This window comes from Actinoalloteichus hymeniacidonis, from assembly GCF_014203365.1.
Lineage (GTDB): Bacteria > Actinomycetota > Actinomycetes > Mycobacteriales > Pseudonocardiaceae > Actinoalloteichus_A > Actinoalloteichus_A hymeniacidonis.
The window spans coordinates 6,100,849-6,127,399 of record NZ_JACHIS010000001.1; the positions used below are offsets into that span (position 1 = coordinate 6,100,849).

Below are 26,551 nucleotides of genomic sequence, written 5' to 3' on the forward strand. Positions count from 1 at the left end.
GCCCGTGGGCCGGGGCGAGGCCGACGTACTTGCCCTAGAGACAGAAGGGGACCCCGTGCACCCGCCAGAGCCCGCTTACCCTTGCTGCCTTCCGGCCCTGGGGGAGTTCACAGGATGGACGCCGCACGGGGTCCGTGAGTCAGTGTAGCGACCATCTCCGGCGGGCGTGGACACCGGTCCCCGCCCGCCCGATGCGTCGCGCTGACCTGCTCAGTTCAGGCGCAGGACGGTGCCGTGTCGCACGAAGCCGGACAACCCGCCGGGCAGTTCCCTCGGCGCGGTCCACTCGTAGAGGTCCGCGCTGTCGCTGTAGAGGAAGCGGTCGGAGGTGTAGGCGTCCATGTAGATCCGGTACCGGCCGTCGGGCAGTTCGGTGATCGCGGGCCCCTCGGCTCGCCCCCAGCCCGCGAAGTCGCCGGTCTGGACGAACTCATAGGGCCCGCCGAGCCGGGGCGCCACGGCGTGTTCGATGCGCTTGTCCGTCTCGTTCTTGGCGAAGGCGTGGTACTCGCCCTGGTGGTAGGTCACGAAGGTGTCGATGTAGTTGGGCTCGATGCCGGGCAGCGCGGCGGGCGGTCCCCAGCGGCGCAACGAGGAGTCCAATGCGGTGAATAGGTAGGGCCGGAAAGAGCTGCGGTACTCCGCGCCCAGCGAGACGATCACGTTCACCGAGCCGTTGACCGGGTCGACGAAGAATTCCGGTGCCCAAGTGTTATGAATCCCGGCTACCGGCACCGATACCGTCGTCAGGTGTTGCCAGGATTGCAGGTCATTGCTGACTGCGATCGCGAAGTTCGTGGTGTCCCAACCGGTGGTGTGGACGACGTAGTAGCGCCCGTCGCGATGCCTGATGATGCTCGGATCCCGCAGCAGGCTGTCCGACGGGGTGTACGCGGGCCCGGCGGGCGCCTCGAAGTTCAGCGCGTCCGACGACCGGTAGATGTGCAGATCGCTCTCACTGTCGTAGGTGAACGTGGTGAAGACGTACTCGGACTGCGGTGCCGGATTCGCCTGTGCGGCACCGGACACGATCCCTCCCGCGCCCAGCAGCAGGGCGGTCAGTAGTACCGCGTGGATTCGACGTCGAACTCGCATCGGGCAGCTCCTTCACACCAGCCGATCACATCGCAGTTCACTGTGGACCGATGTGGTTTCGGCGGTGTCCGATATCGGCCGCAAGGCCCCGGACGAGTGAGCCGGTTAGCTCGTTCGGAGCGGCTGGTCACGGCGGACGAGAGGACGTCTCGGGTCGGGCCGCGCGGCTGCGACCACATAGGACCGATCGGCCTAGCCGGGTAGTCCGAACCGAAAATCAAGTTCTTGACGACCTCCCAGCGCCGGCCTAACTTGACACGACAGTATCTCGAATAGCATCCGATATTTCGTATACAGCGTGGTCACGGAAGGGATGTGCGAGGGTGCGACCGTTCCCGCTCGCGGTTTCCGTCGTCCTGGTCGCCCTTGTCGCGACCAGCTGCGGCTCGAATTCCGATTACCTGGCAGAACAACGCGAGGCGATCCCCCAGGACGCAAGTCAGAACGATGCGGCCGAGTTGGCCGCCGAATTGGGCATTCCCGACGTCACGGGTGAATCGGAAGAAGATTTGTACATCTTCTTACCGAAATCGCTGGACAACCCCTATTGGGATGACGCCCGACTAGGTGTGGAGGCCGCCGCCGAACGACTGGGAGTCAGCGCCGAGTTCATCGGCCCGCAGACCACCGACGTCGGCCAGCAGGTCCAGATGTTCGAGGCGGCCGTCTCGCGCCGACCGGCGGGCATCGCGATCTCGCCGAACGACCCGGCATCGGTGCAGGCCACCATCGAGGCCGCCCGCGAAGAGGGAATCCAGGTCATCGCCTGGGACTCCCCCGTGCCGGACAGCGAGGTGCAGGGCTACATCGGCACCGACAACACCGAGGCAGGCCGCACGTTCGGCCGTAACCTCGCCGAACAGCTCGGCGGCGAGGGCGAGATCGCGGTCATCGTCGGCTCCCTGGGCGCGGTCAACTCCCAACAGCGCCTCACCGGCCTCGAAGAGGTCATCGAGGAGCACCCGGACATGGAGATCGTCACGATCGAGGAGTCCAACGACAGCCTCGCGCAGGCCACCAGCCGCACCGAGGCGATCCTCTCCGTCCACCCGGATGTGTCCGCGATCGTCGGCATCAACGGCGGTGACGCACCGGGCGCGGCCGTGGCCCTACAGCAGCAGAACCGCTGTGGCGAGGTTCTGATCGCGGGCTTCGACGCGGTCCCGCAGGCCCGCGATCTGATGCGCGCCGAGTGCATCCAGCTCCTCGTCTCGCAGCGGCCCTACGGAATGTCGGCCGCAGGCCTGCAGCTCCTAGTGGCCATGGCGCAGGGCGAGGAACCGGAGGAGACCGAGCTGGACACCGGCGTCGTCGCGGTCACCCTCGACACCCTGGACGACTTCGAACAGGTCGTCTCGTGACCGCCCCCGCCGTCCGAATGACCGGATTGGTGAAGAACTATCCCGGCGTTCGCGCACTGGACGAGGTCGACTTCGAGGTCAACCCGGCCGAGGTGATGGGCCTGGTCGGCGAGAACGGCGCGGGCAAGTCGACGCTGCTCAAGATCCTCGCTGGCGCGGTGAGCCCGGATGCGGGCAGTGTCGAGCTGGCCGGCGAATCGGTACGGATCACCGACCCGCGTTCCTCACGGGCGCATGGCATCGCGGTCATCCACCAGGAATTGACGCTGGCGCCGGATCTCTCCGTCGCCGAGAACATCCTGGTCGCCGCCGAGCCGACCCGCCTCGGTTTCCTCGACAAGGCAGAGATGTCCCGGTTGAGCAAGGAGGCGCTGGCCGAACTCGGTGTGACAATCGATCCGTGGGCCGAGGTCGGCACGCTGTCGCTGGCACGGCAACAACTCGTCGAGATCGCCAGGGCGCTGAACGCGAAGGCCCGCGTGGTGGTGATGGACGAACCGACCTCGGCGTTGACCGAGGACGAGGTCGACCGACTGCTCGACGTGGTGCGCCGACTTCGCGGCAATGGGGTCTCGGTGGTCTACGTCAGCCACCGGATGCGGGAGATCTTCGCCGTGTGCGACCGGGTGACCGTGCTGCGCGACGGCAAGCACAACGGCGTGTTGACGGTGGCCGACACCGACTCGGACGCGTTGGTCACCCGCATGGTCGGCCGGGAGATCACCCAGCTCTACGGCCAGCGCTCCGATGCCGCCCGCGACGAGGTCGTGCTGGAGGTCAACAGGCTGAGCAGCGGAACCCGAGTGCACGACGTCTCCTTCCAGGTGCGCGCGGGCGAGATCGTCGGCCTGGCCGGTCTGGTCGGTTCCGGTCGCACCGAGACCGCCAAAGCGGTGTTCGGCGCCGAGCGGTTCGAGGGCGAGGTCCTGCTGCGCGGCGAGTCCGTGGCGTTCCGGCATCCGAAGCACGCGGTACGCGCCGGCCTCGGCTATCTGTCGGAGGACCGGGCGTTCTCGGGGCTGTTCCTGGACAAGTCGGTCGGCAACAACATCTCGGTGACCGTCCCGGATCAGGTCGCGCCGGGCGGCTGGTTCCGACCGCCCAAGGAGCGACAGCTCGGGGAGCGGTTCCGCAGCGACCTGCGTATCGCCAGCCCGGACGTCGGTTCCATCGTCGGCGCGCTCTCGGGCGGTAACCAACAGAAGGTATCGCTGGCCAAGTGGCTCGCCACCAACCCGACGGTGCTGCTCTTGGACGAGCCGACGCGGGGGGTGGACATCGGCGCCAAGGCCGAGATCTACCGCATCATCCGCAGGCTGGCGGCCGAGGGCGTCGCGATTGTGTTGATCTCCAGTGAACTCACGGAGGTCCTGGGCATGAGCGATCGGATCGTCGTCCTGCACGAGGGACGTTCGGTCGGGGAGCTCGATGCGGCAAGCGCCACAGAGGAGCAGGTGGTGGCGCTGGCCACCGGTGTGACCACGGCATCCGCCGGCTGAGGAGGAAGAGTCCATCCATGGTTGAGACCAAGTCCGTGACACCGCCGGACCCTCCCACCGAGGCCGAGAAGGAGGCCGCCGCAAGGACGGCACCGTTCTGGCAACGCGCGCTGCGGGCCCGCGAGTCCGGCCTGGTCTTAGTGTTGTTGGCGCTGCTGGCCTTACTCGCGATCCGCACCGACAGCTTCGTGACGCTGGACAACCTGGTCGTGGTGGCCAGGCAGGCGGCGTTGGTGGTGATCATCGCGGTCGGTGTGACCTTCGTGATCGCCACCGGCGGCATCGATCTGTCGGTGGGTTCGGTGGTCGCGCTGACCTCGGTGGCCACCGGCTACTGGGTGATCGTCGCCGATCTGCCCTATATCGTCGCGATCCCGTTCGCGCTGCTCACCGGCTTGGCGTGTGGCGTGCTCAACGGTGTGCTGATCGTGTTGACGAGAGTTCCACCGTTCATCATCACCCTGGGAATGCTCGGCATCGCCCGAGGTCTGGCGCTCGGCCTGACCAGCGGTTCCACCCAGACCGGTTTCGCCCCGCCGTTCCTGGCGCTAGGCCAGGGTTCGTGGTTGGGCATCCCGATCCCGGTGTGGATCGCTGCGGTGGTCGCGGTCGGGGCGCACCTGGTGCTGAGCCGGACCACCCTGGGACGCCACGTCTACTTCACCGGCTCGAACGAACCGGCCGCGGTGCTCTCCGGCATCCGGGTGGACCGGGTCAAGCTGTTCGTCTACGCCACGGCCGGATCACTGGCGGCGCTGTCGAGCTTGCTGGAGACGGCCCGGTTGTCGGTGGCCCAGCCCAGCGCGGGTGTCGGTTATGAGTTGACGGCGATCGGCGCGGTGGTGATCGGTGGCGCGAGCCTGTTCGGTGGTCGGGGGACGATCCTCGGCACCGTGCTGGGCGCGGTGCTGCTGAGCGTCATCACCAACGGACTCATTGCCTTGCAGGTCAGTGCCTATTGGCAGCAGGCCATCCAGGGTGCCGTGATCATCCTGGCCGTGATGCTCAACGAGTACCGCTCGCGACGGTCGGTGGTGCGAACAGGTTGACCGAGGCGGGCCCGGGGTTTGCGGGTCCGCCGCTCTAGTGAACGAACGCCCGCCCTGCGCGGGGCGAACAACCGAGTCGGTTCGGCTCGGGTCCGCCCCGGCAGGGCGTTGGTGTCTGCGCGACTCGGATCGATGTTTGCCCAGGTCATCAGCCATGCAGAGCCGGTATCCGGGCCGGGAACCCGATCGGGTAAAGTCTCCGGCGGAGGATTGGCCGAGCGGCCTAAGGCGCACGATTGGAAATCGTGTTGGGCTAAAACCCTCACGGGTTCGAATCCCGTATCCTCCGCCGCAGGTCAAGGGCCCGAGCGCGTGCAGCGCTCGGGCCCTTGTGCGTTGGTGGGGCGGGTACGACGTGCACCCGAAGCCGGTTGCGCCTATCCGCGATACCAGTCGGTCACAAGGCATCAGCACCTCGCTCGAACTCACTGTCAGTCTGGTAGCCGACCCGCCCGATGTTGGTTGCTTCGTTCTTGATCCGAACAGCAAGGGCAGCGCCCTTACGCAGCCGAGCCTGGTACGCAGCATCTGAGCTGAATCCGGCGTCTTGGGGCTCGTCGATGTTCATCGTTGCCTGACACTCCGAATCCCAGGCAGCCAACTCCGTGACCAGGGCCGAAGAAAACTGGAAGAACTCTGCGGTCTCCGCCAGGGTGTGGTTGAGAAATTCGCGCTGCCGATCGTCGAAGAAGAACGGCGGCTGGCGATACCCGGCCAGGATTTCAAGATCGGCCTGTACGGCATTCATACGATTTCCAGTTTTCGATCCGTAGGGTTGGAAGTCACGATGTACCCATTGCTTCCGACCACAATGGCAATGTTCGTTTTCCGGCCATCGACACACCGAACGGCAATTCTCTCATTAGCACGCCGTGGATCCGGATCCAGCACGGACGGGAAGACGTGCGCCACCACAGGTGGCCGCTGTCCCGACCGTAGCCGGGGGCCGCTGTCATCCGATTCCTCAGATGTGCTTGATGAGTTCCACTGTTCCTGTGAAGTTCTCGGTTTGCCGGACGAATCCTTCGCTCGTGTACAGGTCAATGTTCTTCGCGCTCAGCGATCCGGTGCTGAGTTCGATACGGTCGCATGATCCCTCCAGGGCGTTTGTCGCGCTCCGGAGGAGCCAGCGCCCGATTCCTTGTCCGTGCAGATCTGGAACCACGGCAAGCCTGCCGATGTGTCCCGTTCGCGATTCGCGCCGAGTGCGAACCATTCCGATGAGACGACCGTCGAGCCAGAGCCCGGTCGCCGCCCAGTCGGCCAGCCAGGTTTGCACCTCTTCGAGGGTCTCAGTGAACGGAGCGAGGTCTAGGGTCGTGTTGCTCAACGCCTCATCGACCCAGCAGCACCGCTGCAGAACCAGCACATGCGGGCCATCTTCAGAGGTGAGTGGGCGGGCATAGCTACCCGGCAGCGGCCCAACTTCGGCGCTGCGTTGTGCGGCCTCCCGCATGGGCGAGAGCGCGTGAGCGAGCCTGACCAGCTCCTCGAGCAAGCCGTTCGCCGACGCGGTCAGATGTGCATTCTGCCGCACTCTGCCGCTATCGATCGTGTCTTGTAGGCGTAAAGCAACGGTCGAGCCGAGCGGGACGAGGCGAAGAGTCGTGATCACCTGTTTTGCATGTTGTACGGACCGAGTGCCTGCCGACGTGTTGCCGTAACTCACGAATCCCATGGGTTTCCACGCCCATTCATGGCTGAGATAGTCGAGGGCATTCTTGAGGGTTGCGGGCATGCCGTAGTTGTACTCGGGCGTGATGGCGATAAAGCCATCTGCCGGATCGACGATGTTGCTCCACGCTGTGGTGTGCGGGTTCCGGTAGGAGCCGAGAGCAGGGTGCTCCTCTTCGTCGAAGAACGGGAGGTTGAGATCGCGCAGTGAGACATGTCGAAGTTCGACGCCGAGTGCGTCGGCGTGTGGTGTGAGAGTTCTCAGGAGCCAGTCCGCAACCGCGGGGCCGGTCGCGCCGGGTCGCGTGCTGCACGTAAGAACCACCACTCTCACAGGTTTCGTTGACATGTAAATGAGCGTAGACGCTAGAATGATTACATGTCAACGAGAAGGGTCGGCTCCGCAGCACCGTGGCTGAGCGAGGGTGAGGAAGTCGCCTGGCGCGCGTTCCGTCGCATGACGATCGCGGTGCAGGCCAGTGTGGTGCAGGGCCTCGTGGCGTCGGGGCTCTCGGAGCCGGACTATGAAGTTCTCAGCACCCTGGTCGAAGCACCAGAGATGACGAGCACGCTGCATGCCCAGGCGGAGAAGATGGGCTGGTCGAGAAGCAGGCTCTCGCGTCACGCTGGCCGGATGGAAGCGCGCGAGCTGATTCGCCGTGATCCGGATCCAGCGGACGGTCGCGGTTGCCTGCTTGTGCTCACACCCCTTGGGCGTGACACTCTTCGCGGAGCGACTGCCATGCACCTGGAATCCGTGCGTCGTAGCTTCGCCGATCGACTCGACGAGCGCGATCTCAGCGACATCGCACGAATCGCGGGAAAGCTCGCGCAGCCCCAGGGGCCGTCATGAGCACCCATCACGAGCCATCGGATGACGACGGCAGGACGTGCCCATCTCGATCTTATGGAAGGTAGGCCGCGAGCAGCCTATCGAGCGCCGCGCGGGACTGCTCGCGTGCCAGGGCGGTGTTTTCGTGTTGCGCCGTCCAGAGCCCGGCCCCGATCGACGACTTGTTGGCTGCGTTGTGAACCAGCTCCTCACCCTCGGCCTACTCCTCATCGCTGCTGGACTCCCGCTGACGATCTGGAGCTATCGCACGCCGTCCGCTCGTCCACAGCGACATGTCCGAACGGTTGCCGTCGCGGCGATCTTCGACCGGATTGCCCGGGAACGACTCATTGCGGCGGTGAGCTCGTGACCAGCATCAATGTTCTTTTCTTCGCACCCTGCAACAGGAGCGGCATCATGTTCGTCACCTCGCGCGAGCACGGTGTCCTCATCGAGGGTGTCCGGCCCGGCGCAGATCCAGTCCGCGCCAGGATCACGCCTACGGACGCTGTCGACGTGCTCGACGCGCTGTGGGGTGGGCGCGCTATCGACCTTCCAGCGGTCGAAGGAGCTACCGGTATTCGGCGGCTCCAGTTCCGCCCGAGGCCCGACGGCGTGGAGATCTCCATCCGTAGCCACGAGTCGATCGCCTCGTCGATTGTATGGTTGGAAATATCGCCGTCCCGAGCATCAAAGAAGAACGGAGGCTGTCGATAACCTGCAAGAATGTCAAGGCTAGTTCGGTCATTCATGCTCTGGACGGTATGTAGTCGAAGGCGACATCGTCACCGGGCTGGCCGAAAGTAGTTCGAGAATAGCCAACGGCGCTACCTACGATGAGTTCGCCGAGACCGTAAGCCGAGACTGATGGGAAGGCTGCCACAGCAGGGGGCGAGCACAGTCTCGGCTTATCAGCGGCGGCGACGGAGGGCAGCGCGGATCGCTGTCTCTGATTGGCGATTGCGCTCGCGTAATGGGCGGGCCCACCGTGGGTAGACGAAGTTCGGCAGCGGGACGAACGGCAGTAGGACGACGACCAGGAACGGCAGGAACAGCAGCGCGGCGATCGGGAAGGTCACCAGCATCAGGTACCGCCCGACCGTCGGAAGGATGCCGAGGGCGATGCACAGACACATCACGGCCAACAGCGGGGCGCCGAGCACCGTCATCCGCTCGTCCTGCGTCCGGCTGCCGAAGTCGTTGCCCATCCATTCCCGCGCCGCTGCGGACCGGCCCCGGCGCGCCCACCCGGTGTAGAGAAGAAGCAGCAGCGCAACCACGGTGAGCCCGGCCGCGATCAGAAGGCCGGTGGTTCCGGGGTCGTTCATGTAGCCAGTGAAGCAGGTCTATCCGCCATGGACGGCCGAATCCTCCAGGATGGGCGAGCTTTCAGTCGCCACGGACCGACCTGAGGCAGCCACAGCGAGGCGCCGTTGTGGATTCCTGACGGTGTCGAGCCGGTTCGTGCTCGACACCACCGGTACGCAAGAGCGTCAGCCGAGCTTGTTGGATTTGACCGCGTCGAGCAGGTTGCCGAAGGCCGCACGATCGACGACGAGCGTGCCCCCATCGCGGTTCTTGGTGTCCCGGATGCCGACTAAGCCGGGGGCGTGGCCGATCTCGACGCACCCGGTACCTGTCTGGGATCTGCTCGACTTCTTCCAACCGCGCATGTTCGTCATGATCTTGACGCCTCTCGTGCGTGAATGTCCGCGTGCGTCGCGATGAGTTCGGTGGACGCCTCCGGGCTCAGCGCGATCAAACGCAGGCTATCCAGCGCATCCAAGAACGTCTTTGTGTCTGGCCGCTTGTGCACGAAGGTTCCGCTGTCAAGGTGTTCGAGGTGGACTACAGGAGCGGTGTCAAGTGATTCCAACACCGTGAAGCCGCCAATCATGCCTCGGTGCGCGCCTGCTTCGAGCGGCAGAACCCGCACCGTTACTGACGCATCATGAGCGATCGATTCTAGTTCGCGAAGCTGCTCGGCCATGACCGCGTGGCCTCCGATGTGGCGTAGCAGCACGGCCTCGTCGATGATCGCTTCGAGGGCTGGCGGCGTCGTTCGCCGCAGGACCGCTTGGCGTCCCAACCGATACGTCACTCGGTCGTCGATCTCATCGGCTGGTACGTCGCCCATTGACATGATCGCGCGTATGTAGTTCTCCGTCTGCAATAGACCGGGCACGAGAGCCGAACTCACCTCGATGATGCGCCGAGCATCCTTCTCGTAGCGGACCAACGTCGAGAGCTGCACGGGCATCGAGTGGCCCATGGCAGACCAGGCAGATCGATCGGTATCACGCAGCATCGCCATGATCGATTGACGTTCAGCAGCCGTAGCACCGAGGTGCCCCAGCAAAGTGGCTACCTCGTCATCTTCGAGACGTTTCGTTCCCGCTTCGGCGCGCACGATCGCCGAGTGGTGCAACTCCATCCGGCGTGCAACCTCACGCACAGACAGGCCAGAACGCCTGCGGATTTCGGCGAGCGCGTCACCGACGGCCACGGTGATTGGACTCCTGGTGCCAGGCATGTACCAGACGATAGACGCCGACGTAGTAGGCCCGAGATACCCGATCAGGGCATTGACCACCAGTTGGCGCACTGAAATAAACAAGTGCGACACAACTGCGCCAACTTGGCGAAGTTGTCAGACCTGGAGGTTGCCAATGCCCTACAAACGTTCAACTGACTTGCCCGCCCACGTGGGCTTCTTCTCGGCGTTCCACACGAACGGCCTTGATGGACCGGTCCCGTTGCGAGGACTGCGACACAGTGCGCCACCCATGCGGTGCATCAAGCACCAGCACAAGGACGGCGTCGCATGACCGCGCTACTCGTCCTCGGCGTACTTCTGATCGCCGCCGGGTTTCCGCTGGTGATCTGGGGATATCGCCCGCCGCCGACCCGACGGCGGACCCACATCCGCACGGTGGCCTTCGCTTCGATCATGGCTCGCCTGGTCGAGGAACGGCTGGCCATGGCGGTGGGCTCATGACGACCCTCAACGCACTTTTTCTCGACACCGACATCAGCAGGAGCGGCATCATGTTCGTCACCTCGGGCGGGCACGGCGTGCTCGTCGAGGGCGTCCGGCCCGGCGCGGACCCGATTCGGGCCGCCATCACGCCAACGGATGCGGTCGATGTGCTCGACGCCCTCTGGACCGGGCGCGCGATCGATCTGCCCGCAATCGATGGCACCAGCGGTATCCGTCGACTCCAGTTCCGGCCACGGCCCGAGGGGGTGGAGGTCTCTATCCGCAGCCGCACGTCGACTCTGGGCCGTTGGCTCGTGCACTCCGACCGCATTCCCGAGTTGGGCGACGCACTGCGCCGAGCACTGACCTGCGCAGAATCCGGTAAGCCGGTCGCCGGAACGGATGTCGGGGACGGCCGAGACGACGCCGAGAACGATCCAGGCCGTCCTGCTTCCCTGTTCACTTCGGGAATCCACCGATGACCGGCCTGTGGTTCGTCCGGAGCATTCGTGACGGCGACACCCATCGGGCCGTGCACGAGCGGTGGACCGTGGACGGGCAAGCGTGTATCCGGCCGGTGTGTGCACCGGGCGCGGAGTTCACCGCGCTCAACCGCGAGCCGATCGCCCAGCCCTACTACGAGGAACAGCACTGCCCGCGTTGTCTCGCCACCAGCACACGTCAGCCCCGCCGCCTGGCGGTGGTTCGGTGAGGACGTTGACGACGTTCAAGCTCGTCCCGGTCGTACACCGGATGCGGGCGGCTCGCATTCGACCGTACGTCCGGGCGCTCACCGGGAATCGGCGATGACCGAGGACCGGGAGACCGCCGACGAACCGCTACTCATGGAACAGGCCGCACTGCCCGCAGCCGGAATCTTCCTCGACCGCCATCAGGTGTTCGTCAACACCGGCGAACCGATCCCCATCGATGGCGACCGCGTCACCGCGCTCTGCGGCACCTCACTGCTGATCGGCCCACCCCCGACCGAGGTGCTGCCCGGCATACCGGCAATGCGCTTCGCGGACTGCGCCGACTGCACAGCGGTGTTGTGGGCACCTCCGAAAGAGGTCGGCGGCGAGGAAGCCCTCCGAATTTTCCTTCGCCTCCCGGGCACGATGCCCGTACACATCGTGGAGATCGGGGCCGCGACCCCGGCACCGATGCCGCTGGTCTCCCTCTGTGGCGCGGTGTTCGGCGTCGGCCAGCCCGTCGACAGAGTCGACGCGGGCGATGGCACCCCCTGCACGCTGTGCCTGCTGCGCTCGTTATCCGACCGGGCGCACATCGAGGTCGCGGGCGAGCGCACCGCAGTCGGCTGATCGCCGATCTGCCACCCCATGTTGGGCCTCTTTGCCGTTATCCAAAAAGGACTTGCCCGCAGCTGGCATCCTGATTACGTCACAGAAAGTGAGGAGTCATGCCGTGTCCGTCACCGAGGTGGTCGCGCAGCTCCAGCGAGCCCATGCCCTACTGACCGAGGCCCGCCACGCTGCGGCCGTGGCGGACGCGGCGATCAGCGACGGCGCCGCCGTTTTCGCCACCGCCACCACCGGATCGACACAGCCCGAGGTCACCCAGATCAACCGGCTGGCCGTCCGCTCCGGCCAGGATGTCCGCGCAGCCCATGACTTATTCGCCCAAGCCCAAGACCGCATCGACAGATACTGCCAGGAGATCGCGGGGCACGGCATCGGCGGCGGCTCATCGTCGCTGCTGGCTTCGACCAGCGACGACAACGCAACCCGGCCACCGCTGCTCACCACCCCTGCCAACGACACCAACCGACACCCCGACCCAGCGATTCGCTACGCCGAAGAGATTGCCGAGATCCGCCGCAACGGAAGCAAGATCAGCCCTGAGAAGGTCGTCCGTGTGGGCCGCCACTGGCAGGGTCACCTGATCTGGTTGGAGGAAGGTGACAGGTACACAGCGGGAAGAGCCCACATTCTCCGTGAGAACAGGGTCGGGAACTTCGAGGAAGTGGGATTGCCGGAGACTCAGGTCATCGATACCATTTTCGAGTTGCTTGAAAATGGCCCAATCGCTGGCTATTGCGGAGAAGACGGGGAGGTCTACGAGATAGAAATCAACAAAAATCCACGCCGCATAGCTATAGTCGTTTCCGACAACGGCTTTATTGTGACCTCGTACCCACTGAGCCTCAACGATAAGATTCGACCACACCGCGAGCGGAAGTGAGATCCCATGCTCTTGGCCGTAGCATTGCACGCGGGATTCCAGGAAGGCCCATTCTTTTACGTCGCCAAAAAAGGTGAGCGAACCAACCATTGGATCGATGAAGCGGCAATAGACTTGCAGCTCAGCGCCGAACTCGTCGTCGCCCTCACCGCATGGGACGACGAATATCAGTCCATCTACGATCGAGGCTACCCACCGGACTCTAGGTTCCCTACCCCCGAGGCCGAACGGGCCTGGATCGAGAAGGGAAAAGAACTCGCAGCTCGGGTCAAGACAGAGTCTCCGGTCGTGTCTAGCGTCGACTACCAAGCAAACGGCTTTTACGATAAGGGGACTTGTGTGTTCTGATCTCCGAGAACGCGGCGCGGAATATTACTAGCACGGTCAGATCCGCACTGCCCGCCAGCTGGCGCCTAACAGGGTATCGATATTCGCTGGCACAAGAACCGAAGGAAGGCAATGTCAACCAAGATTACGATCCTCACCGAGTGGGATCGGAGTCCGTTCTACTACCGCCGAGGTGATGACGCCGAAGGCTACGACTGGTCGATCGAGGAGACCGGCGAGTATCTGGGGCTCAGTGCGGACCTTGTCCGCGACCTCGCTGCCTGGGACAACCAGTGGCAGGACACCCTTGACCTCGCCGAGGGCCGAAACTCCGGCTTCCGCACCGAGGAAGAGGCACTCCCCTGGATCGAGCGCGGCAAGGAACTCGCCGCCCGCGTCCAGAAAGAATCCACCCTCGACATCAGCGTCGACTACCAGGCCAACGGCGTCATCGCCGAAGGCACCTACGTGTTCTGACCCCTGAAAAACCGACGAGAGGCCCCCGTCGCCGGGGACCTCTCGTCGAGGTTGCGGTGGCGCAGCGAGAGCCCCGCCGCCGCGCCGAGAGCATCAGCCGATGGAGATGCCGAAGACCTCCAGTGCGGAGTAGACCCCCAGCAGCATGATCGCGATGCTGCTCACCACCAGGGCTCCGGTGATGAAGGGGTTCGGGCGGAAGCGTTTATCCGGTTCCTTGGCCCGCAGGTACCAGACGCCGATGACCACGGCGACCAGGAAGATTCCCGATCCGATGCCGCCGATCTGCACCATCAGCACCGGGGACTGCACGAACAGGTAGAACGACGCCCACAGCGGCGGGAAACAGAAGGTGAGGATGCGGATCGTCTTGCGCCGCACCTCCGGGTCCTTCCAGTTCAGCACGCCGATGATGCCCAGGGTGTTGGTCCAGAGCCTCGGGACACTGGCCGTCGAGCCGATGTTGGTGGAGAACAGCACCGCGATCGCCCCGAGCAGGAACACGATCTCCGCCCAGCCGCCGATGGTGTCGGTGTACATCCGGGACAGCGTGGTGATCATCTCGTTGCCCTCGGGCACGAGTCCCTGCGGATGCAGCACCGACGCACCGATGATGTAGAAGGCGATCGTGCAGATCGTGCACACCAGCCAGCCCACCGCGACGTCGAGGCGCATCACCTTCAGCCAGCCCTCGGCCCGCCGATCGCGGTCCTTGGTGCCGTCGGCGGGTCCGGTCCAGCGGGCGTAACCCTTCTCCATGCACCAGTAGGTGTAGGTGGTCATCTCGTCGGCGCCCACACCCGTGGAACCGAACATCGCCACCGCGAGCCCGAGTGCACCCACGGGTACCGCGAATTCCAGGCCGCCCGCGATGTCGCCGACGCCCCAACCGAACTCGGTGAACGGCAGCGCCAACGCGAGACCCACCGTGATCAGGGTGAACATCGCCACCGCGATCACCGAGGCGGTCTCGACGATCGAGTACTTGCTGCTCTGCAGGATCGCGATGGTGATCACCACGACCACCACACACCACACCGTGGTGGACTCCCGGCTCAGCGGCTCACCGACGATCGGCCAGAGAATCGAACAGGCCGCCGCCACTCCGCCGATGATCCCGCCGCGCTGGAACATCTTGGCGAAATCCATGCCGATCCACAGATAGTTGATCCAGCTGCCGCGCCGCGTCTTCGGGGCGACATCGCTGAATGCCTCCAGCGCAGGCCGGCCATATAAGACCGTCAGGCGCCCGAGTTCCATCTGCACCCAGACCTTCACCGTGGTCGCCACGATGATCAGCCACATCAGGGCGAAACCCGCCCTGGCACCGAGCGAGGTCGTCAGGATCAGCTCACCGGATCCGACCACCGCCGCCGAGAGAATCATGCCCGGTCCGAGGTACTTCAGCCGTCCCCGAAGGGTGGTGGGCGGCTCCTGCACATCCTCCGCGCGCAGTGCGTAGAGGTCGGCCTGCTCGGGTCTCGCTTCCGATGTCGTCATCAGGAGAATTCCACTGTCTCGACGGTGTTCGCCTCGATGACATCCCAGTCGTAGGTGATGCCGAGGCCGTTGCCCTCGGGGACCGGCACATAGCCGTCCGCGTCGATCGCGGTCAGGCCGTCCCGGTAGTCATCGGCGTAGACGAGCTGGCTACGGCCGATCTCGCTGGACTTCGGGTGCACGAAGGACATCTCGTAGTAGTTGGTGTTGCGCAGCGACGCCATCAGCTGCCGCTGAGCCGGGCCGGGGGTGTGCAGTTCGACGTCCAAGCCGAAGCCCTCGGTGGCGTGCGCGATCTTCAGCGCGCCGGTGATGCCGCCGTCGTACTCGGTGTCGGCACGCACGAAGTCGGTGCCGCCGCCCACCACGAAGTCGACGTGCTGCTCCAGGCCCCGGACGTGCTCGGTCTGCAACAGCGGCGTGCGGATCAGTTCCCGCAGCCGCTTGTGGCCGAAGATCGAGATGCCGGTGTCCTTGTACGGATCCTCCAGCCACAGGAAGTTCGCCTCGTCGCAGGCGCGGCCGACCTGGATGGCGTGCGCGAAGGTTTCCAGCTTGCAGCCCGGGTCCAACATCAGATCCATGTCGGGGCCGACGGCCTCGCGGACCTTGGCGATGGTCTTGACGATCTCCGAGACCTCGTACTCGTCCCAGACGTGCAGCTTGTAGGCCCGGTAGCCGAGTTCCTTACAGGCCACCGCGAAGTCGGCGTAGGCCTCGGCGCTGTCCAGGCCGCCGTTGCGGTCGCCCGCCGCCGTCGAGGCGTAGGCGGGCAGCCGGGTCTTCCAACCACCCAAGAGGGTTCGGATCGAAGCATTGTGGACGTGGCCCGCCAGATCCCACAGCGCGATGTCGACGAAGCCCATGCCCATCTTGTCGAACTTGCGCAGCTGCCGTTTGACGTCGTTGTAGATCAGCTCCCGCTGCAACGGGTTCTTGCCGATCAGGTAGTCGCCGAACATGCGCAACTGCGCCGCAGCGACCGCATTGCCGCCGACATAGCCGCCCATCACACCCTCATCGGTGTAGATGCGGATGGCATAGGCGCTGGTCGGCTTGCGGCTACCCGGCTCGTACACCAGCGAGAAACCGGTCGGGTGCTTGGCGAAGTCGACCATGTCGAACTTGGCCTTGTCGAGACGAATGCGTTCGATCTTCATGATTTCCTCTTCGGTGGTTAGGAGCCGTCACACGGCGCTGTGGCGCGGCTCGGTACCACCGAGCACGCTGAGAACTCCTTCGGCGACGGCGATACCCATCGCCGCATTCGCCTCCCGGCTGCACGCACCGATATGTGCGGTGAGCACCACATTCGGCGCGCTGGCCAATGGGCTGTCGCCGATCGGTTCGAGCGCGAAGGCGTCGAAACCGGCACCGGCGAAGTGCCCGCTGTGCAACAGATCCGCGAGGGCCTGCTCATCGACGAGACCGCCGCGTGCGGCGTTGAGCAGGATCGAGCCCGGCCGCATCGCGCTCAGCCGCTCGCGGTCGAGCAGCGGACCAGCACCCGGTGCCGCGGGCAGATGCAGGCTGACCACATCGCAGTCGAGAGTGGTGGCCAGGTCCGCCGAGGCGACCGAGCCGAACGCGTCGGCGGCCAGGAACGGGTCATGGGCCACGACGTTCATTCCGAACGCCTCGGCATAACCGGCCATCAACCTGCCGATCCGGCCGAAACCGAGGATGCCCAGGCTGCGACCGGCCAACTCGACGCCGAAGGTCTTCGGCCAGCCCCCGGCCCGGACGGCCCGATCGTTGGCGGAGATCCCCCTGGCCACGTCGAGCAGCAACCCGAAGGTCAGCTCCGCGACCGCCCGCGAATTGCTGCCGGGCGCGTAGACCACCCGCACCCCGTGATCCCGCGCCGCATCGAGATCGATGTTGTCGTAGCCGACCCCGTGTTTCGCGACGACCTTCAGCTTCGGTGCCGCCTCGAACACCTCGCGGTCGATCGGATCCAGTCCGACGATCAGCGCCTCGGCCTCGCCCACCCTGGCCAGCAGCTCGGCCCTCGGTAGCGGGCCGTCCTCGCGGGGCCGCTGCGCGTCGACCCCGGCGTTACGCAGCAACTCCCACGGTTCGGTGGAGAACCGGCCGAACGTGGGTGTGGTGATCAGGGTGAGGCTCATCGGGTCTCCTGCCAGCCCGGCCAGTCGGGCGCGATGCGGGTGTGTCGGATCGACGACCGGTGGTGGGTGTAGGCGACGTGCACATAGCCCTGGGCGTCTTGGGTGATCGACGGATAGGACAGCTCGGTGTTCAAGCCGTCCCGGGAGTTGTTGGTCAGGGCGTTGCCCTCGCCCTGGGCCAGATCGGGATGCCGCTGCCAGGTGCGCCCGTCGTCGGCCGAGGTGGCCAGCGCGATCGGAGTCCGGGGCGCGCCCCAGAAGGCCTGGCGGTCGTCGGCGGCGGTTTCCCCGACGGCGACCGGGGCGCGTTCGGTGCCGCCCAACGCGCCGTGGTCGTCGACCTCGTCGTACAGGCCCGCGCGGCGGTGGCTGGCATCGGCCGCGCTGCTGGCGTTGTAGACCAGCGCCAACCTGCCGTCGGCGAGCCGGGTGGCCTGCACCGACGAGTTGTTGTTGGGCAACGCGGTCGGCACGGGTGCGCTCCAGTGCAGGCCGTCCGCCGATGCGCTGTGCTTGATGTTGTCGGCGAATCGGCTCCGGTACAGCGCGACATAGCCTTCGGCGGCGGGCAGCACGTTCATGTGCACCGCTCCCCGACTGTCGTCGACGTCGTGTCGGGTCCAGGTCCACCCGTCGTCGGTGCTCGCGTACACCGCGCTGGTGTCCTCGCCACCCGACCAGGTGCCGGTTTCCGGTGTCCGGCAGGAGAAGGATGGCAACAGCCAGGTGCCATCCGGGGTGACCTGCACCGGTTGGCGGACGAAGACGCCGCCGGTCTCGGTCGCGGGCAACAACACCCGAGGCTCGCTCCAGGTCCGGCCGCTGTCGGTGGACCGGCGGGTGCGGACCTCGGCGGTGTTCTGGTGCCCGGCATGTTGGGCGGTCCAGAACAACCACAGGCTGTCGTCCGGGGCGGCGAAGAGCACCGGATTCTGCTCGGAACGCTCCGGATCATCGCTCAACGCGACCGGCTCCGACCAGGTGTCGGCGCTCAGGCGCGAGAACCAGATCCGGATGTCGTGCACGCCTTCCTGCGTGCCGCCGAACCAGACGCAGCCCAGGTCGCCGTCGGGCAGCACGGCGAGGTTGGCCGCGTGGGACTGTGCGGTGGGCGCGGCGAGCCGGGCCTCGGTGCGGCCCGGCTCCACCTCGTGAAGCGCACTCATCGGTCGTCTCGCGCGGCAGCCAGGTGCGAGCGGGCCGCCTGCTCCAGGTGCACGAGGTCGCAGGCCACCGAGGCGAAGGTGTAGCCCTGCGCCAGCCTGCGGCGAGCCGCCTCACCACTGGGGTTGTGGATGCCTGCGGCGATTCCCGCCTTCTCGGCAGCCTTGGCGATCTTCTCCACGGCCTCCTCGAACGGTCCGTCCACCGCCGGGTCGGTGGAGGTGGCGCCGCCGACCGCGAGCCGCAGGTCGGAGGGGCCGACGTAGACGCCATCCAGGCCGGGGGTCGCGCAGATCTCGTCGACGTTGGCCAGGCCCTCCGGGGTCTCGATCATCGCCAGCACCAGCGTGGCCTCGTCCGAGACTGCGGGCGTCGGGCCGACCCGCAGCTGGGCGCGCATCGGGCCGTAGGACCGGCGGCCGTGCGGGGGGTAGCGGGTGGAGCGCACGGCGGCGGCGGCGTCCTCGGCGTTGTCGATCAGCGGAACGATCACGCCGGTGGCGCCCGCGTCGAGCACCCGGCCGATGGCGAACGGGTCGTTCTGCTCGACCCGCACCATCGCGGCGGACGTGGCGCCCGCGTCGATCGCGAGCATCGCGTCCCGGATGCCGGTGTAGCCGAGCAGGCCGTGCTGGGCGTCGACGGCCACGTAGTCATAGCCGATGCGGGCCAGCCGCTCGGTGGCGATGGGGTCATCCAGCACCACCCAATAGCCGACGGCCTGCTCCCGGTTGCGGATGCGGCGGGCGAATTCGAGTGCGTCCATGGAAGCGGTGCTCCTTAGGCAGATCTGTGGGTCGGGGTTGGTTGATCAGCGGTTGTAGGCGGGCATCGGCCCGCGCAGCCGGGCGCCCACCTCGTCGCAGGCCGCCACCAGCTCGGCGGGCAACGGGCCCTTGCCCAGCGCCTCGATGTTGGCGGTGAGGTGTTCGATCCGCGATGCGCCGAGCAGGACGGCGTCCACGACGGGCCGGGAGGCCAGCCAGCGCAGGGCGAGTTCGGTGAGCGGCACCTCGGCGCGCGCGGCGATCTCGGCGAGTGCGTCGATCGCCTCGAAGAGCTGGGCGTCCCAGTAGCGTTGCTTGTACATGCCCGCCAACACCGAATCGCCGAATCGGCCGCTGCCCGGCTCGCTCTCGAAACGGTGCCTGCCGGTGAGCAAGCCACCGCCGAGCGGGTTGTAGACCATCGTCTCCAGGCCGGTGGCCGCGGCCATCGCCGCGTACTCCTCGTCGATTCGCCTGGCCAGCAGGTTGTAGAGCTGCTGGGCCACCACGGGCCTCGGCGCTCCGACCTGATCGGCGACTCGGTTCAGCTCGACGATCTGCCAGGCCGCGAAGTTCGACACGCCGAGTTGGCGGATCTTGCCCGCCTCGACCAGCTCGCGCACCGTCGACATGGTGTCCTCGAAGGTGGCCGCACCATCCGGTTGGTGCAGGTAGAATAGGTCGATGTGGTCGACGCCGAGCCTGCGCAGGCTGCCGTCGACACTGGCGCGCAAGCCCGCCGGGGACAGCGGCGAGTTCTCGCCCGCGTCCGGGTGCGGCATGCCCGCCTTGGTCGCCAGCCTGATGCGATCCCGGCGCGGGGCGATCAGCGGGGCCAACAGGGTTTCGGTGGTGCCCTTGGCATAACCGTTGGCGGTGTCGACGTCGACGATTCCGGCGTCGAGCGCGGTGTCGAGCATCCGCTCCGCGTCGGCGGCGGAGACGGTGTCGGCAAAGGTCATCGTCCCGAGGACCAGCCTGGGTGCTCCGGTCGTCATGAGGTCCTTTCCTCCTCGATGCCGCCCGCGCCGATCGCGGCCAGCAGGTATCGCGGCTTTCGTCCGGTGATCGTGGTCGGATCGAGCGCGGCGCTGCGCAGTTGCCGGGTGTACTCGGCAGCGGGATCGCCCAGAACCTGGGCGGCGGGGCCGTGTTCCACGACCTCGCCCTTGCGCATCACCAGCACCTCGTCGCTCAGCTCCCGCACCACGCCGAGGTTGTGGGCGATCACCACGAAGGCGACGCCGCTCTCGGCCTGGATGTCCTTGAGCAAGGCGATGACCTGGGCCTGCACCGAGACGTCCAGGGCGCTGGTCGCCTCGTCGCAGACCAGCACGTCGGGCTTGCAGGCAAGCGCCCTGGCGATGCCGATGCGCTGGCGTTGCCCGCCGGAGAACTCGTCCGGCCGCTTGTCCACCGCTGACTCGGGCAGTTCCACGCGGGCGAGCAGGTCGGTGGCGGCCTTGCGGCGCTGCGCCGAATCCTTCATGCCCTGCAACTTCAGCGGCTCGCCGACGATGTCGCCCGCGTCCAGATGCGGATCGAGCGAGGCGTACGGGTCCTGGAAGATCATCTGGATGCGGGCCCGCATCGGTCGCAGCTTGCGTTCGGACAGCCGGGTGATGTCGGTGCCGTCCAACACGATGCGGCCGGAGGTGGGGCGCTGCAATCGGACGATGCTGCGGGCGATGGTGCTCTTGCCGCAGCCGGATTCGCCGACGATGCCCACCGTCCGCCCCCGGTGCAGCTCGAAGCCGACCTCGGAGACCGCGCGGAACGGTGTGCCGCCGGCACCGGGGAATTCGACGACGAGGTCCTGCACCTGCAAGATCGGCTGCTCGCTCATGCGTGCGCCTCCTTCGTCGTCAAGCTGGGCACGGCCGCCAACAACCGCTGGGTGTAGGCGTGGGTCGGCGCGTCCACCACCTGTTCGACCTCGCCGCTCTCGACGAAACGACCGGCCTTCATCACGTGCACCCGGTCGGAGACCATCCGGGCGACGCCGAGGTCGTGGGTGATCATCAAAATCGCCACCCCGGTGCGTTCCTGGAGGTCCATCAGCAGGCTGAGCACGCCCGCCTGCACGGTGACGTCCAGTGCGCTGGTCGGCTCGTCGGCGATCAGCAGTTTCGGTTCGCCCGCCAGTGCACAGGCGATGAGCACCCGCTGTTGAAGTCCGCCGGAGAGCTGGTGCGGATAGCGGTCCAGCAGCCGATCCGGGTCGGGCACCCGCACCTGCTCCAACAGATTCCGGGCGGTGGCGCGCGCGGCACGGCGGCTGGTGCCGGGATTACGGAGCCGGACCAGCGCGGTGAGCCTGCGGCCGATGGTCTGCACCGGGCTCAACGCGGTCATCGGGTCCTGCGGGATGAGGCCGACGACGCTGCCGCGCAGTTGCGCGATCGACGCCGGATCCGCGACCACGTCGTGGCCCATCAGCAGGGCCTTGCCGGACAACACGGCCAATCCCGGCGGCAGCAGTCGCAGCAGGCCCATCGCGGTCGTCGACTTCCCGGAGCCCGACTCGCCGATCAGGGTGACCGTCTCGCCCGGATCGACGTGCAGCGAGACCCCGTCGACGGCTCGGACGACGCCGCGCCCGGTGACCAGTTCGATTTGTAGGTCCTCGACCTCGACCAAGGAACTCATGCCGTGGCTCCCTTCTTGCGCCGGGTGCGGTCGCGAAGTCCGTCGCCGAGCAGGTTGACGCCGACGACGAGCGCCACGATCACCAGACCGGGCAGGGTCACCAGCCACCACGAGGTGGTGACGTAGTCCTGACCGTCGGAGATGAGCCGACCCCAGGTGGCGTACGGGCGTTCCGGTCCGGCGCCGAGGTAGCTCAGCGCGCTCTCCAGCAGCACCGCCTGGGCGAGCAGCAACAGCACGACGAGGCTGGTCTGGCGAACGATGTTGGGCACGACGTGCCGGAACAGCACGCCGGAGGGCATCAGCCCGAGGGTGCGCGCCGCGTCCACATAGGGCTTCTCGCGTTCCACCATCACCATCGACCGGGTCAGCCGCGCGACCTCCGGCCATTGGGCGATGGCGATGACCGAGGTGATCACCGGGATGGACGGACCGAACAACGCCACCACGAGCAGCAGCATCATCAGCAGCGGCAACGACATCTGGGCTTCCAACACCCGGGAGACCACCGCATCCACCCAGCCGCCGAAGTAACCGGCGGCGGCGCCCGCGATCAGTCCGATCAGGCCGGACACCACGACCGCGAGCACGCCGATGAGTACCGAGACCTGGCCGCCGTCGAGCACCCTGGCCAGCAGGTCGCGGCCGAGTTGGTCGGTGCCGAACAGGTGGCCTTCGGAGAAGGGCGGCAGTCGGCGGGAGCTGAGGTCCTGCTCGTTGGCGTCCGGCAGCGGCAGGAGATTGGCCAGGGCCACCGGAAGCACGACCAGCGCGGTGAGCACGGCGCCGATCCAGATCTTGGCCTTGGCGGTGCGGGAGCGGCGAGCGGCGCCCGCATCGCGCAACTGGCGTGGTTTCACCCGGCTGGGCCGGGTTTCCGGAGTATTCGTAGTGGTCATCGCGCCGTGGCCTTTCCGAGCCGGACCCGCGGGTCGAGCAGCGGGTACAACAGGTCGATGAGCAGTTGGACGAGGACGGCCAGCGCTGCGGTGACCAGGACCGTCGCCTGGATCAGCGGGTAGTCCCGCGTCTCCAGCGCGCGAACGACCAGCGAACCGACGCCCGGCCAGGAGAAGACGACCTCCACCACGACGACGCCGTTGAGCATCGCGGCGAAGCGGGTGCCCAGCGCGGTGATCACCGGAATGATCGAGTTGCTCAGCGCGTATCCCCAGATCAGCCGCCGCTCGCCGAAGCCGTGGGCCCGCGCGACCGTCAGATAGTGCGAGTTGAGGTTGCCGACCATCTCCCGCCGGACCAGCCGGGAGATCAACGCGATCTGCAACAGCGCGACGGTGACTGCGGGCAGCACCAGCCCGGCCCAGGTGGTGAAGCCGGAGGACGGCAGCACCGGTACCAGCACGGAGAAGACGGTGAGCAGCATGATGCCGCTCCAGAACTCCGGCATCGACTGGGCCGCGACGGTGGCGATGTTCGCGCCGGTCTCCCGCGCGGTGTCCGCCCGGCTGGCCATCCAGATGCCCAGCGGCAGGGCGATCAGCGCGGTGAGCAGCACCGAGGCCGAAGCCAGGGTGAGCGTGTAGGGCACCCGATCGAGCACCACGTCGAAGGCGGGGGCCCGGAACGAGTACGAGGTGCCCATGTCGCCGGTGAACAACTGCCCGAGGAAGGTCAGGTACTGCGAGAGGATCGAGCCGTCGAGGCCGAGTTCGGTGCGGATCGCCGCCAGGTCCTCGGAGCTGGCGTTCGGCGCGGCGAAGGCGGCGGCCGGGTCGCCCGGTGCCATCCTGATCAGCACGAAGACGGTCGACACGGTGAGCATGACGACCAGCGCGCTCTGGCCTAACCGTTTGAGGATGTACCTCGTCACCTCACGCCTCCAGACCGATGTGCTCGAGTTGGTAGGAGTTGGTGGCTTCCAAGGACACCCCGGTGACCCTGGTTCGGTAGGCCAGCACCGAATTGGGCACGAACGCCCACATACTCGGCCAGGAATCCCACACGATCTGCTGGATCTCGGCGGTGATCTCCTGCCTGCGGTCGGGGTCGACCTCGGCGTAGGCCTCGTCGAGCTTCGCGACGACCTCGGTGTTGACGTAGCCCTGGTAGGTGTCGCGGGTCTGTTCGCGTTCCGGCGTCCCGCCGTACATCCCCTGCAGGATCGGCAAGGCCGCGCCGACCGGCGAGGCGTAACCGTTGCCGAGGATGTCCCAGTCGCCGCCCCGGCCCTGCCGCCAGGCGGGGATGTCGCCGCCCGGTTCGAACTGGCGCAGGGTGACGCCGACGCCGATCTCGCCGAGCATCTGCATCACGGCCTCCATGACCGTGGTGTCGCTGGCGAACTCGCCGGTCTCCCAGATCAGCGTCAGCCGCAGGTCGCCATCGGCGATGCCCTCGGCCTCCAACATCTGCTTGGCTCGACGCGGGTCGTAGGTGTAGTCGCCGCAGACGACGGAGCCGTTGAGGGTCTCGGCCACCGGTCCCCTGGCCGGGCGCACCGAGTCGGCGAGGATGTCCTTGGCCAGCACGTCGCCATCGATGGCCAGCGAGAGCGCCTGGCGCACCGAGGCCTTGGACAGCGGGTGGTCCTCGGGCTTGCGGAAGTTGTAGAAGAGCTGGTTGATCCGGGTGCCCCTGACGCGGTCGATCTGCACATCGGCGAGCCCTTCGAGCTGTTCGGCCGAGTCGGGGCTGATCGTGTCGATGAGGTCGAGTTCGCCGGAGCGCAGTGCGACGACGCGGTTGGACTCCTCCGGGGTGAACCGGACCCGCACCTGCTCGATGCTGGGCCGATCGCCCCAGTACTTCTCGTTGCGGCGCAGGCTGTAGTCGCCGGTACCCCGGTTGGAGGCGGTGACGACGTAGGGCCCGGTGCCGATACCGGTCTGGAGCTCCTCGGGGATGTTGTCCTTGGCCGGGGTGATCAGGATGTTGGCCATCAGGTAGTCCAGAACCGGCAGCGGCCGATTGGTCTCCAGCGTGAAGGTGCGGTCGTCGACGGGCACGACCTCGGGCCATTCGGGGAAGAAGGCCGCGAGGTAGGAGCCATTGACCTGCCGATACATCTCCAGCGCCGTGCCGATGTCGTCGATGGCGACCGGGCTGCCGTCGGAGTAGCGGATGTCGTCGCGCAGCCGGACCGTCCATTGGGTCGGCGCGGTCAGCTCGAATCGGTCGGCCAACACCGGCACGGGCGCGAGATCCGGTCCGATCCGGGTCAGTCCTTGGCGCACCGCGCGCTGCACGGTGACCGCGGCGTCGAACTGGTTGAGCTTGTTGTCGAGTGAGACCAGCGAGCGGTTGAGACCCAGGGTGACCGAGCCGGGTGGCGGCCCGCCCGTGGGACCCGCGCAGCCGGTGACGACACCGGTCGCGGCCAATCCCCCGGCGAGGCCAAGCGCCTTGAGCAGCGTTCTCCGGGACATCTTTGTCTGCATTCGGAACCTCCGTTGCTCTCGAGCGCCGTCGCCCGCCGAGCACCTGCTGGTGCGACACAGTTGCATGCTTGCGTGATATGCGCAACATCGATAGCCTGATTCGCGCAGAACAGATATCTCGCACCGGGTTCGGGTCCAGGTTCAGGGAGACGTTCATGAGGCCAGCAAGACCAGCACTGGCCTTGCAAGATGCCTCCCTTTACGCCATCGTCAGCGAATCGGATCCGGATCGAAGGTCAACCGATTCAGTCCCGCCGACAGCGGGCCCGCTCGACAAAGTTGCGCGTTTCGCGCACAGTCGCATCGCGCAAACGCCTTGCGGCTCGGCGACTTCCGGCAGGAGACGCCGCGATCACCCACCGCGCGCGGTCGAGTAGTCCACAGCGGACACATCCCGTGACCGGATCGCCGACAACGTCAGATTGATCACCAGGAGGACCTGTGAGCACGCCACTACCCGTGATCGCCATCACGATGGGAGACGGTGCAGGCATCGGCCCGGAGGTCGTCGCAGGCGCCCTCGCCGAGGCGACCGTGTACGAGCGCTGCAGGCCACTGGTGATCGGCGACGCGGGCAGATTGCGCCAGGCCGCGGCACTGATGAACGCCGAGGTCGAGGTCGTCGCCGTCGGCTCCATCGCCGAGGCGAGCTTCACCCGGGGCCGGATCGACGTGATCGACCTCGGCTTACTGCCCGAGGACCTCGCCTGGGGCAAGCTGAGCGCCACGGCGGGCGACGCGGCCTACCAGTACATCCGAGTGGCCTCCGAGCTGGCGCTCGCGGGTGAGGCGCACGCGATCTGCACCGCGCCGTTGAACAAGGAGGCGCTGCACGCCGCCGGGCACCTCTACCCCGGCCACACCGAGATGCTCGCCGCCCTGACCGGCACCGAAGAGGTGTCGATGATGCTCTCGACGCCCAAGGTCAAGGTCATCCACGTGACCACGCACATCGGCCTGATCGCGGCCATCGCCAAGATCGAACCCGGCCTGGTCGAGCGGACCGTCCGCCGAGGTCACACCGCCATCAAGGCCTCCGGCGTGGCCGAGCCCGTCATCGGCGTGTGCGCGATCAACCCGCACGCGGGCGAGAACGGCCTGTTCGGCGAGGGCGAGGAAGCGGAGAAGATCACTCCCGCCATCGAGCGGCTACAGGCCGACGGCATCGACGCCCGGGGGCCGCTGCCCGCCGACACCGCCTTCTTCCTCGCGGGCCGGGGCGACTACGACCTCATCGTGGCGATGTACCACGACCAGGGCCACGGCCCGGTCAAGGTGCTCGGCATCGAGGCGGGCGTCAACATCACCGTCGGGCTCCCGGTCATCCGCACCTCCGTGGACCACGGAACGGCCTTCGACATCGCCGGAACCGGGACCGCCGAGGTCGGTAGCATGATCGAGGCACTACGTCAGGCCGCAGACCTGGCCCCGATCTCCGTCAGCTGAAG

The 26,551-nt window shown here is 66.6% G+C and carries 29 protein-coding genes, 1 tRNA gene and 1 other RNA gene; 13 read left to right on the forward strand and 18 right to left on the reverse strand.

Annotated elements, in window-relative coordinates; translation table 11 throughout:
* Window positions 1–42: 42 nt before the first annotated feature.
* Window positions 43–137: signal recognition particle sRNA small type (ffs, locus tag BKA25_RS26160), an RNA gene on the reverse strand.
* A 73-nt stretch (window positions 138–210) separates the two neighbouring features.
* Window positions 211–1,095, reverse strand: a complete 885-nt coding sequence (locus BKA25_RS26165) for a glycoside hydrolase family 43 protein (protein ID WP_069845880.1) — start codon at window positions 1,093–1,095, stop codon at window positions 211–213.
* A 323-nt stretch (window positions 1,096–1,418) separates the two neighbouring features.
* Between BKA25_RS26165 and BKA25_RS26170 the strand changes: the two genes are divergently transcribed.
* The 4 genes from BKA25_RS26170 (at window position 1,419) to BKA25_RS26185 (ending at window position 5,293) form a co-directional block, all read left to right on the forward strand.
* The gene (locus tag BKA25_RS26170) at window positions 1,419–2,456 is read left to right on the forward strand and encodes a sugar-binding protein (RefSeq protein WP_069845878.1); all 1,038 of its coding nucleotides are present in this window, start codon (window positions 1,419–1,421) and stop codon (window positions 2,454–2,456) included.
* Entirely contained in the window at window positions 2,453–3,955 is a 1,503-nt protein-coding gene (locus BKA25_RS26175) for a sugar ABC transporter ATP-binding protein (RefSeq protein WP_236750444.1), read from the forward strand. Before BKA25_RS26170 ends, BKA25_RS26175 begins: the two co-directional genes overlap by 4 nt.
* A 17-nt stretch (window positions 3,956–3,972) precedes the next feature.
* Window positions 3,973–5,004: an ABC transporter permease gene (locus BKA25_RS26180; protein WP_084642364.1), complete on the forward strand. Its 1,032-nt coding sequence runs from the start codon at window positions 3,973–3,975 to the stop codon at window positions 5,002–5,004.
* A gap of 204 nt (window positions 5,005–5,208) precedes the next feature.
* Window positions 5,209–5,293 (forward strand) — tRNA-Ser (locus tag BKA25_RS26185).
* A 108-nt stretch (window positions 5,294–5,401) separates the two neighbouring features.
* Here BKA25_RS26185 and BKA25_RS26190 read toward each other — a convergent pair.
* Both BKA25_RS26190 and BKA25_RS26195 read right to left on the reverse strand, forming a co-directional pair.
* Window positions 5,402–5,752: an immunity protein CdiI family protein gene (locus tag BKA25_RS26190; RefSeq protein WP_069845876.1), complete on the reverse strand. Its 351-nt coding sequence runs from the start codon at window positions 5,750–5,752 to the stop codon at window positions 5,402–5,404.
* 216 nt (window positions 5,753–5,968) lie between these two features.
* Window positions 5,969–7,006 (reverse strand): bifunctional NAD(P)H-dependent oxidoreductase/GNAT family N-acetyltransferase, encoded by a 1,038-nt coding sequence (locus BKA25_RS26195; protein ID WP_216637772.1) that lies wholly within the window; start codon window positions 7,004–7,006, stop codon window positions 5,969–5,971.
* A 129-nt stretch (window positions 7,007–7,135) separates the two neighbouring features.
* Here BKA25_RS26195 and BKA25_RS26200 point away from each other — a divergent pair, with 129 nt between their 5' ends.
* Entirely contained in the window at window positions 7,136–7,531 is a 396-nt protein-coding gene (locus BKA25_RS26200; protein WP_236750443.1) for a MarR family winged helix-turn-helix transcriptional regulator, read from the forward strand.
* An 890-nt stretch (window positions 7,532–8,421) separates the two neighbouring features.
* Here the strand turns inward: BKA25_RS26200 and BKA25_RS26205 are convergent.
* The 3 genes from BKA25_RS26205 to BKA25_RS26215 form a co-directional block, all read right to left on the reverse strand.
* Entirely contained in the window at window positions 8,422–8,838 is a 417-nt protein-coding gene (locus BKA25_RS26205) for a hypothetical protein (protein ID WP_069845870.1), read from the reverse strand.
* A gap of 165 nt (window positions 8,839–9,003) precedes the next feature.
* Window positions 9,004–9,192 (reverse strand): DUF397 domain-containing protein, encoded by a 189-nt coding sequence (locus tag BKA25_RS26210; protein WP_069845868.1) that lies wholly within the window; start codon window positions 9,190–9,192, stop codon window positions 9,004–9,006.
* On the reverse strand, window positions 9,189–10,016 hold the full coding sequence (locus tag BKA25_RS26215) for a helix-turn-helix domain-containing protein (protein ID WP_172803712.1): 828 nt from the start codon (window positions 10,014–10,016) through the stop codon (window positions 9,189–9,191). The genes BKA25_RS26210 and BKA25_RS26215 overlap by 4 nt, the downstream gene beginning before the upstream one ends.
* A 318-nt stretch (window positions 10,017–10,334) precedes the next feature.
* Between BKA25_RS26215 and BKA25_RS26220 the strand changes: the two genes are divergently transcribed.
* From BKA25_RS26220 to BKA25_RS26250, 7 genes are all read left to right on the forward strand, one after another.
* Window positions 10,335–10,508 carry a hypothetical protein gene (locus BKA25_RS26220; RefSeq protein WP_157420882.1) on the forward strand — a complete coding sequence of 58 codons (174 nt, stop codon included), beginning with the start codon at window positions 10,335–10,337 and terminating at the stop codon, window positions 10,506–10,508.
* Complete coding sequence (locus tag BKA25_RS26225; RefSeq protein WP_069845866.1) at window positions 10,505–10,972, forward strand: hypothetical protein; 468 nt, start codon at window positions 10,505–10,507, stop codon at window positions 10,970–10,972. Before BKA25_RS26220 ends, BKA25_RS26225 begins: the two co-directional genes overlap by 4 nt.
* The gene (locus BKA25_RS26230) at window positions 10,969–11,202 is read left to right on the forward strand and encodes a hypothetical protein (protein WP_069845864.1); all 234 of its coding nucleotides are present in this window, start codon (window positions 10,969–10,971) and stop codon (window positions 11,200–11,202) included. Before BKA25_RS26225 ends, BKA25_RS26230 begins: the two co-directional genes overlap by 4 nt.
* 94 nt (window positions 11,203–11,296) lie before the next feature.
* Window positions 11,297–11,812 (forward strand): hypothetical protein, encoded by a 516-nt coding sequence (locus tag BKA25_RS26235; RefSeq protein ID WP_069845862.1) that lies wholly within the window; start codon window positions 11,297–11,299, stop codon window positions 11,810–11,812.
* 103 nt (window positions 11,813–11,915) lie between these two features.
* Window positions 11,916–12,692 carry a hypothetical protein gene (locus tag BKA25_RS26240; protein WP_069845860.1) on the forward strand — a complete coding sequence of 259 codons (777 nt, stop codon included), beginning with the start codon at window positions 11,916–11,918 and terminating at the stop codon, window positions 12,690–12,692.
* Window positions 12,693–12,698: 6 nt separating this feature from the next.
* Entirely contained in the window at window positions 12,699–13,040 is a 342-nt protein-coding gene (locus BKA25_RS26245; RefSeq protein WP_069845858.1) for an immunity protein CdiI family protein, read from the forward strand.
* A 111-nt stretch (window positions 13,041–13,151) separates the two neighbouring features.
* The gene (locus tag BKA25_RS26250; protein WP_069845856.1) at window positions 13,152–13,496 is read left to right on the forward strand and encodes an immunity protein CdiI family protein; all 345 of its coding nucleotides are present in this window, start codon (window positions 13,152–13,154) and stop codon (window positions 13,494–13,496) included.
* Window positions 13,497–13,589: 93 nt separating this feature from the next.
* Here the strand turns inward: BKA25_RS26250 and BKA25_RS26255 are convergent, their stop codons facing one another.
* The 11 genes from BKA25_RS26255 to BKA25_RS26305 are packed head-to-tail and all read right to left on the reverse strand — an operon-like array spanning window position 13,590 to window position 25,103.
* Complete coding sequence (locus BKA25_RS26255; RefSeq protein WP_069845854.1) at window positions 13,590–14,996, reverse strand: Nramp family divalent metal transporter; 1,407 nt, start codon at window positions 14,994–14,996, stop codon at window positions 13,590–13,592.
* The gene (locus BKA25_RS26260; protein WP_069845852.1) at window positions 14,996–16,156 is read right to left on the reverse strand and encodes an enolase C-terminal domain-like protein; all 1,161 of its coding nucleotides are present in this window, start codon (window positions 16,154–16,156) and stop codon (window positions 14,996–14,998) included. The genes BKA25_RS26255 and BKA25_RS26260 overlap by 1 nt, the downstream gene beginning before the upstream one ends.
* Before the next feature lie 27 nt (window positions 16,157–16,183).
* A complete protein-coding gene (locus BKA25_RS26265) occupies window positions 16,184–17,125 on the reverse strand; it encodes a phosphoglycerate dehydrogenase (protein WP_069845850.1) in 942 nt (313 codons plus the stop codon).
* Window positions 17,122–18,291, reverse strand: coding sequence for a sialidase family protein (locus tag BKA25_RS26270; RefSeq protein WP_069845848.1), 1,170 nt, complete (start codon window positions 18,289–18,291; stop codon window positions 17,122–17,124). The genes BKA25_RS26265 and BKA25_RS26270 overlap by 4 nt, the downstream gene beginning before the upstream one ends.
* Window positions 18,288–19,055 carry an HpcH/HpaI aldolase family protein gene (locus BKA25_RS26275; protein ID WP_069845846.1) on the reverse strand — a complete coding sequence of 256 codons (768 nt, stop codon included), beginning with the start codon at window positions 19,053–19,055 and terminating at the stop codon, window positions 18,288–18,290. Before BKA25_RS26275 ends, BKA25_RS26270 begins: the two co-directional genes overlap by 4 nt.
* A gap of 45 nt (window positions 19,056–19,100) precedes the next feature.
* Window positions 19,101–20,054, reverse strand: a complete 954-nt coding sequence (locus tag BKA25_RS26280; RefSeq protein ID WP_069845844.1) for an aldo/keto reductase — start codon at window positions 20,052–20,054, stop codon at window positions 19,101–19,103.
* A complete protein-coding gene (locus BKA25_RS26285; protein ID WP_069845842.1) occupies window positions 20,051–20,902 on the reverse strand; it encodes an ATP-binding cassette domain-containing protein in 852 nt (283 codons plus the stop codon). Before BKA25_RS26285 ends, BKA25_RS26280 begins: the two co-directional genes overlap by 4 nt.
* Window positions 20,899–21,705, reverse strand: coding sequence for an ABC transporter ATP-binding protein (locus tag BKA25_RS26290; protein WP_069845840.1), 807 nt, complete (start codon window positions 21,703–21,705; stop codon window positions 20,899–20,901). Before BKA25_RS26290 ends, BKA25_RS26285 begins: the two co-directional genes overlap by 4 nt.
* Window positions 21,702–22,604 (reverse strand): ABC transporter permease, encoded by a 903-nt coding sequence (locus BKA25_RS26295; protein WP_069845838.1) that lies wholly within the window; start codon window positions 22,602–22,604, stop codon window positions 21,702–21,704. Before BKA25_RS26295 ends, BKA25_RS26290 begins: the two co-directional genes overlap by 4 nt.
* The gene (locus BKA25_RS26300) at window positions 22,601–23,536 is read right to left on the reverse strand and encodes an ABC transporter permease (RefSeq protein ID WP_069845836.1); all 936 of its coding nucleotides are present in this window, start codon (window positions 23,534–23,536) and stop codon (window positions 22,601–22,603) included. Before BKA25_RS26300 ends, BKA25_RS26295 begins: the two co-directional genes overlap by 4 nt.
* A gap of 1 nt (window position 23,537) precedes the next feature.
* Window positions 23,538–25,103, reverse strand: a complete 1,566-nt coding sequence (locus BKA25_RS26305) for an ABC transporter substrate-binding protein (RefSeq protein ID WP_069853143.1) — start codon at window positions 25,101–25,103, stop codon at window positions 23,538–23,540.
* 441 nt (window positions 25,104–25,544) lie between these two features.
* Between BKA25_RS26305 and pdxA the strand changes: the two genes are divergently transcribed.
* Window positions 25,545–26,549: a 4-hydroxythreonine-4-phosphate dehydrogenase PdxA gene (gene pdxA / locus BKA25_RS26310; RefSeq protein WP_216637771.1), complete on the forward strand. Its 1,005-nt coding sequence runs from the start codon at window positions 25,545–25,547 to the stop codon at window positions 26,547–26,549.
* The last annotated feature ends 2 nt before the right edge of the window (window positions 26,550–26,551 follow it).

Coding starts and splice junctions, on each gene's coding strand:
- BKA25_RS26250 (WP_069845856.1), top strand. CDS start 13,152: ATGTCAACCAAGATTACGATCCTCACCGAGTGGGATCGGAGTCCGTTC.
- BKA25_RS26200 (WP_236750443.1), top strand. CDS start 7,136: ATGACGATCGCGGTGCAGGCCAGTGTGGTGCAGGGCCTCGTGGCGTCG.
- BKA25_RS26235 (WP_069845862.1), top strand. CDS start 11,297: ATGACCGAGGACCGGGAGACCGCCGACGAACCGCTACTCATGGAACAG.
- BKA25_RS26285 (WP_069845842.1), bottom strand. CDS start 20,902: ATGAGCGAGCAGCCGATCTTGCAGGTGCAGGACCTCGTCGTCGAATTC.
- BKA25_RS26280 (WP_069845844.1), bottom strand. CDS start 20,054: ATGACGACCGGAGCACCCAGGCTGGTCCTCGGGACGATGACCTTTGCC.
- BKA25_RS26275 (WP_069845846.1), bottom strand. CDS start 19,055: ATGGACGCACTCGAATTCGCCCGCCGCATCCGCAACCGGGAGCAGGCC.
- BKA25_RS26180 (WP_084642364.1), top strand. CDS start 3,973: ATGGTTGAGACCAAGTCCGTGACACCGCCGGACCCTCCCACCGAGGCC.
- BKA25_RS26190 (WP_069845876.1), bottom strand. CDS start 5,752: ATGAATGCCGTACAGGCCGATCTTGAAATCCTGGCCGGGTATCGCCAG.
- BKA25_RS26260 (WP_069845852.1), bottom strand. CDS start 16,156: ATGAAGATCGAACGCATTCGTCTCGACAAGGCCAAGTTCGACATGGTC.
- BKA25_RS26245 (WP_069845858.1), top strand. CDS start 12,699: ATGCTCTTGGCCGTAGCATTGCACGCGGGATTCCAGGAAGGCCCATTC.
- BKA25_RS26265 (WP_069845850.1), bottom strand. CDS start 17,125: ATGAGCCTCACCCTGATCACCACACCCACGTTCGGCCGGTTCTCCACC.
- BKA25_RS26290 (WP_069845840.1), bottom strand. CDS start 21,705: ATGAGTTCCTTGGTCGAGGTCGAGGACCTACAAATCGAACTGGTCACC.
- BKA25_RS26295 (WP_069845838.1), bottom strand. CDS start 22,604: ATGACCACTACGAATACTCCGGAAACCCGGCCCAGCCGGGTGAAACCA.
- BKA25_RS26220 (WP_157420882.1), top strand. CDS start 10,335: ATGACCGCGCTACTCGTCCTCGGCGTACTTCTGATCGCCGCCGGGTTT.
- BKA25_RS26255 (WP_069845854.1), bottom strand. CDS start 14,996: ATGACGACATCGGAAGCGAGACCCGAGCAGGCCGACCTCTACGCACTG.
- BKA25_RS26230 (WP_069845864.1), top strand. CDS start 10,969: ATGACCGGCCTGTGGTTCGTCCGGAGCATTCGTGACGGCGACACCCAT.
- BKA25_RS26205 (WP_069845870.1), bottom strand. CDS start 8,838: ATGAACGACCCCGGAACCACCGGCCTTCTGATCGCGGCCGGGCTCACC.
- BKA25_RS26270 (WP_069845848.1), bottom strand. CDS start 18,291: ATGAGTGCGCTTCACGAGGTGGAGCCGGGCCGCACCGAGGCCCGGCTC.
- BKA25_RS26210 (WP_069845868.1), bottom strand. CDS start 9,192: ATGACGAACATGCGCGGTTGGAAGAAGTCGAGCAGATCCCAGACAGGT.
- BKA25_RS26165 (WP_069845880.1), bottom strand. CDS start 1,095: ATGCGAGTTCGACGTCGAATCCACGCGGTACTACTGACCGCCCTGCTG.
- BKA25_RS26305 (WP_069853143.1), bottom strand. CDS start 25,103: ATGCAGACAAAGATGTCCCGGAGAACGCTGCTCAAGGCGCTTGGCCTC.
- BKA25_RS26225 (WP_069845866.1), top strand. CDS start 10,505: ATGACGACCCTCAACGCACTTTTTCTCGACACCGACATCAGCAGGAGC.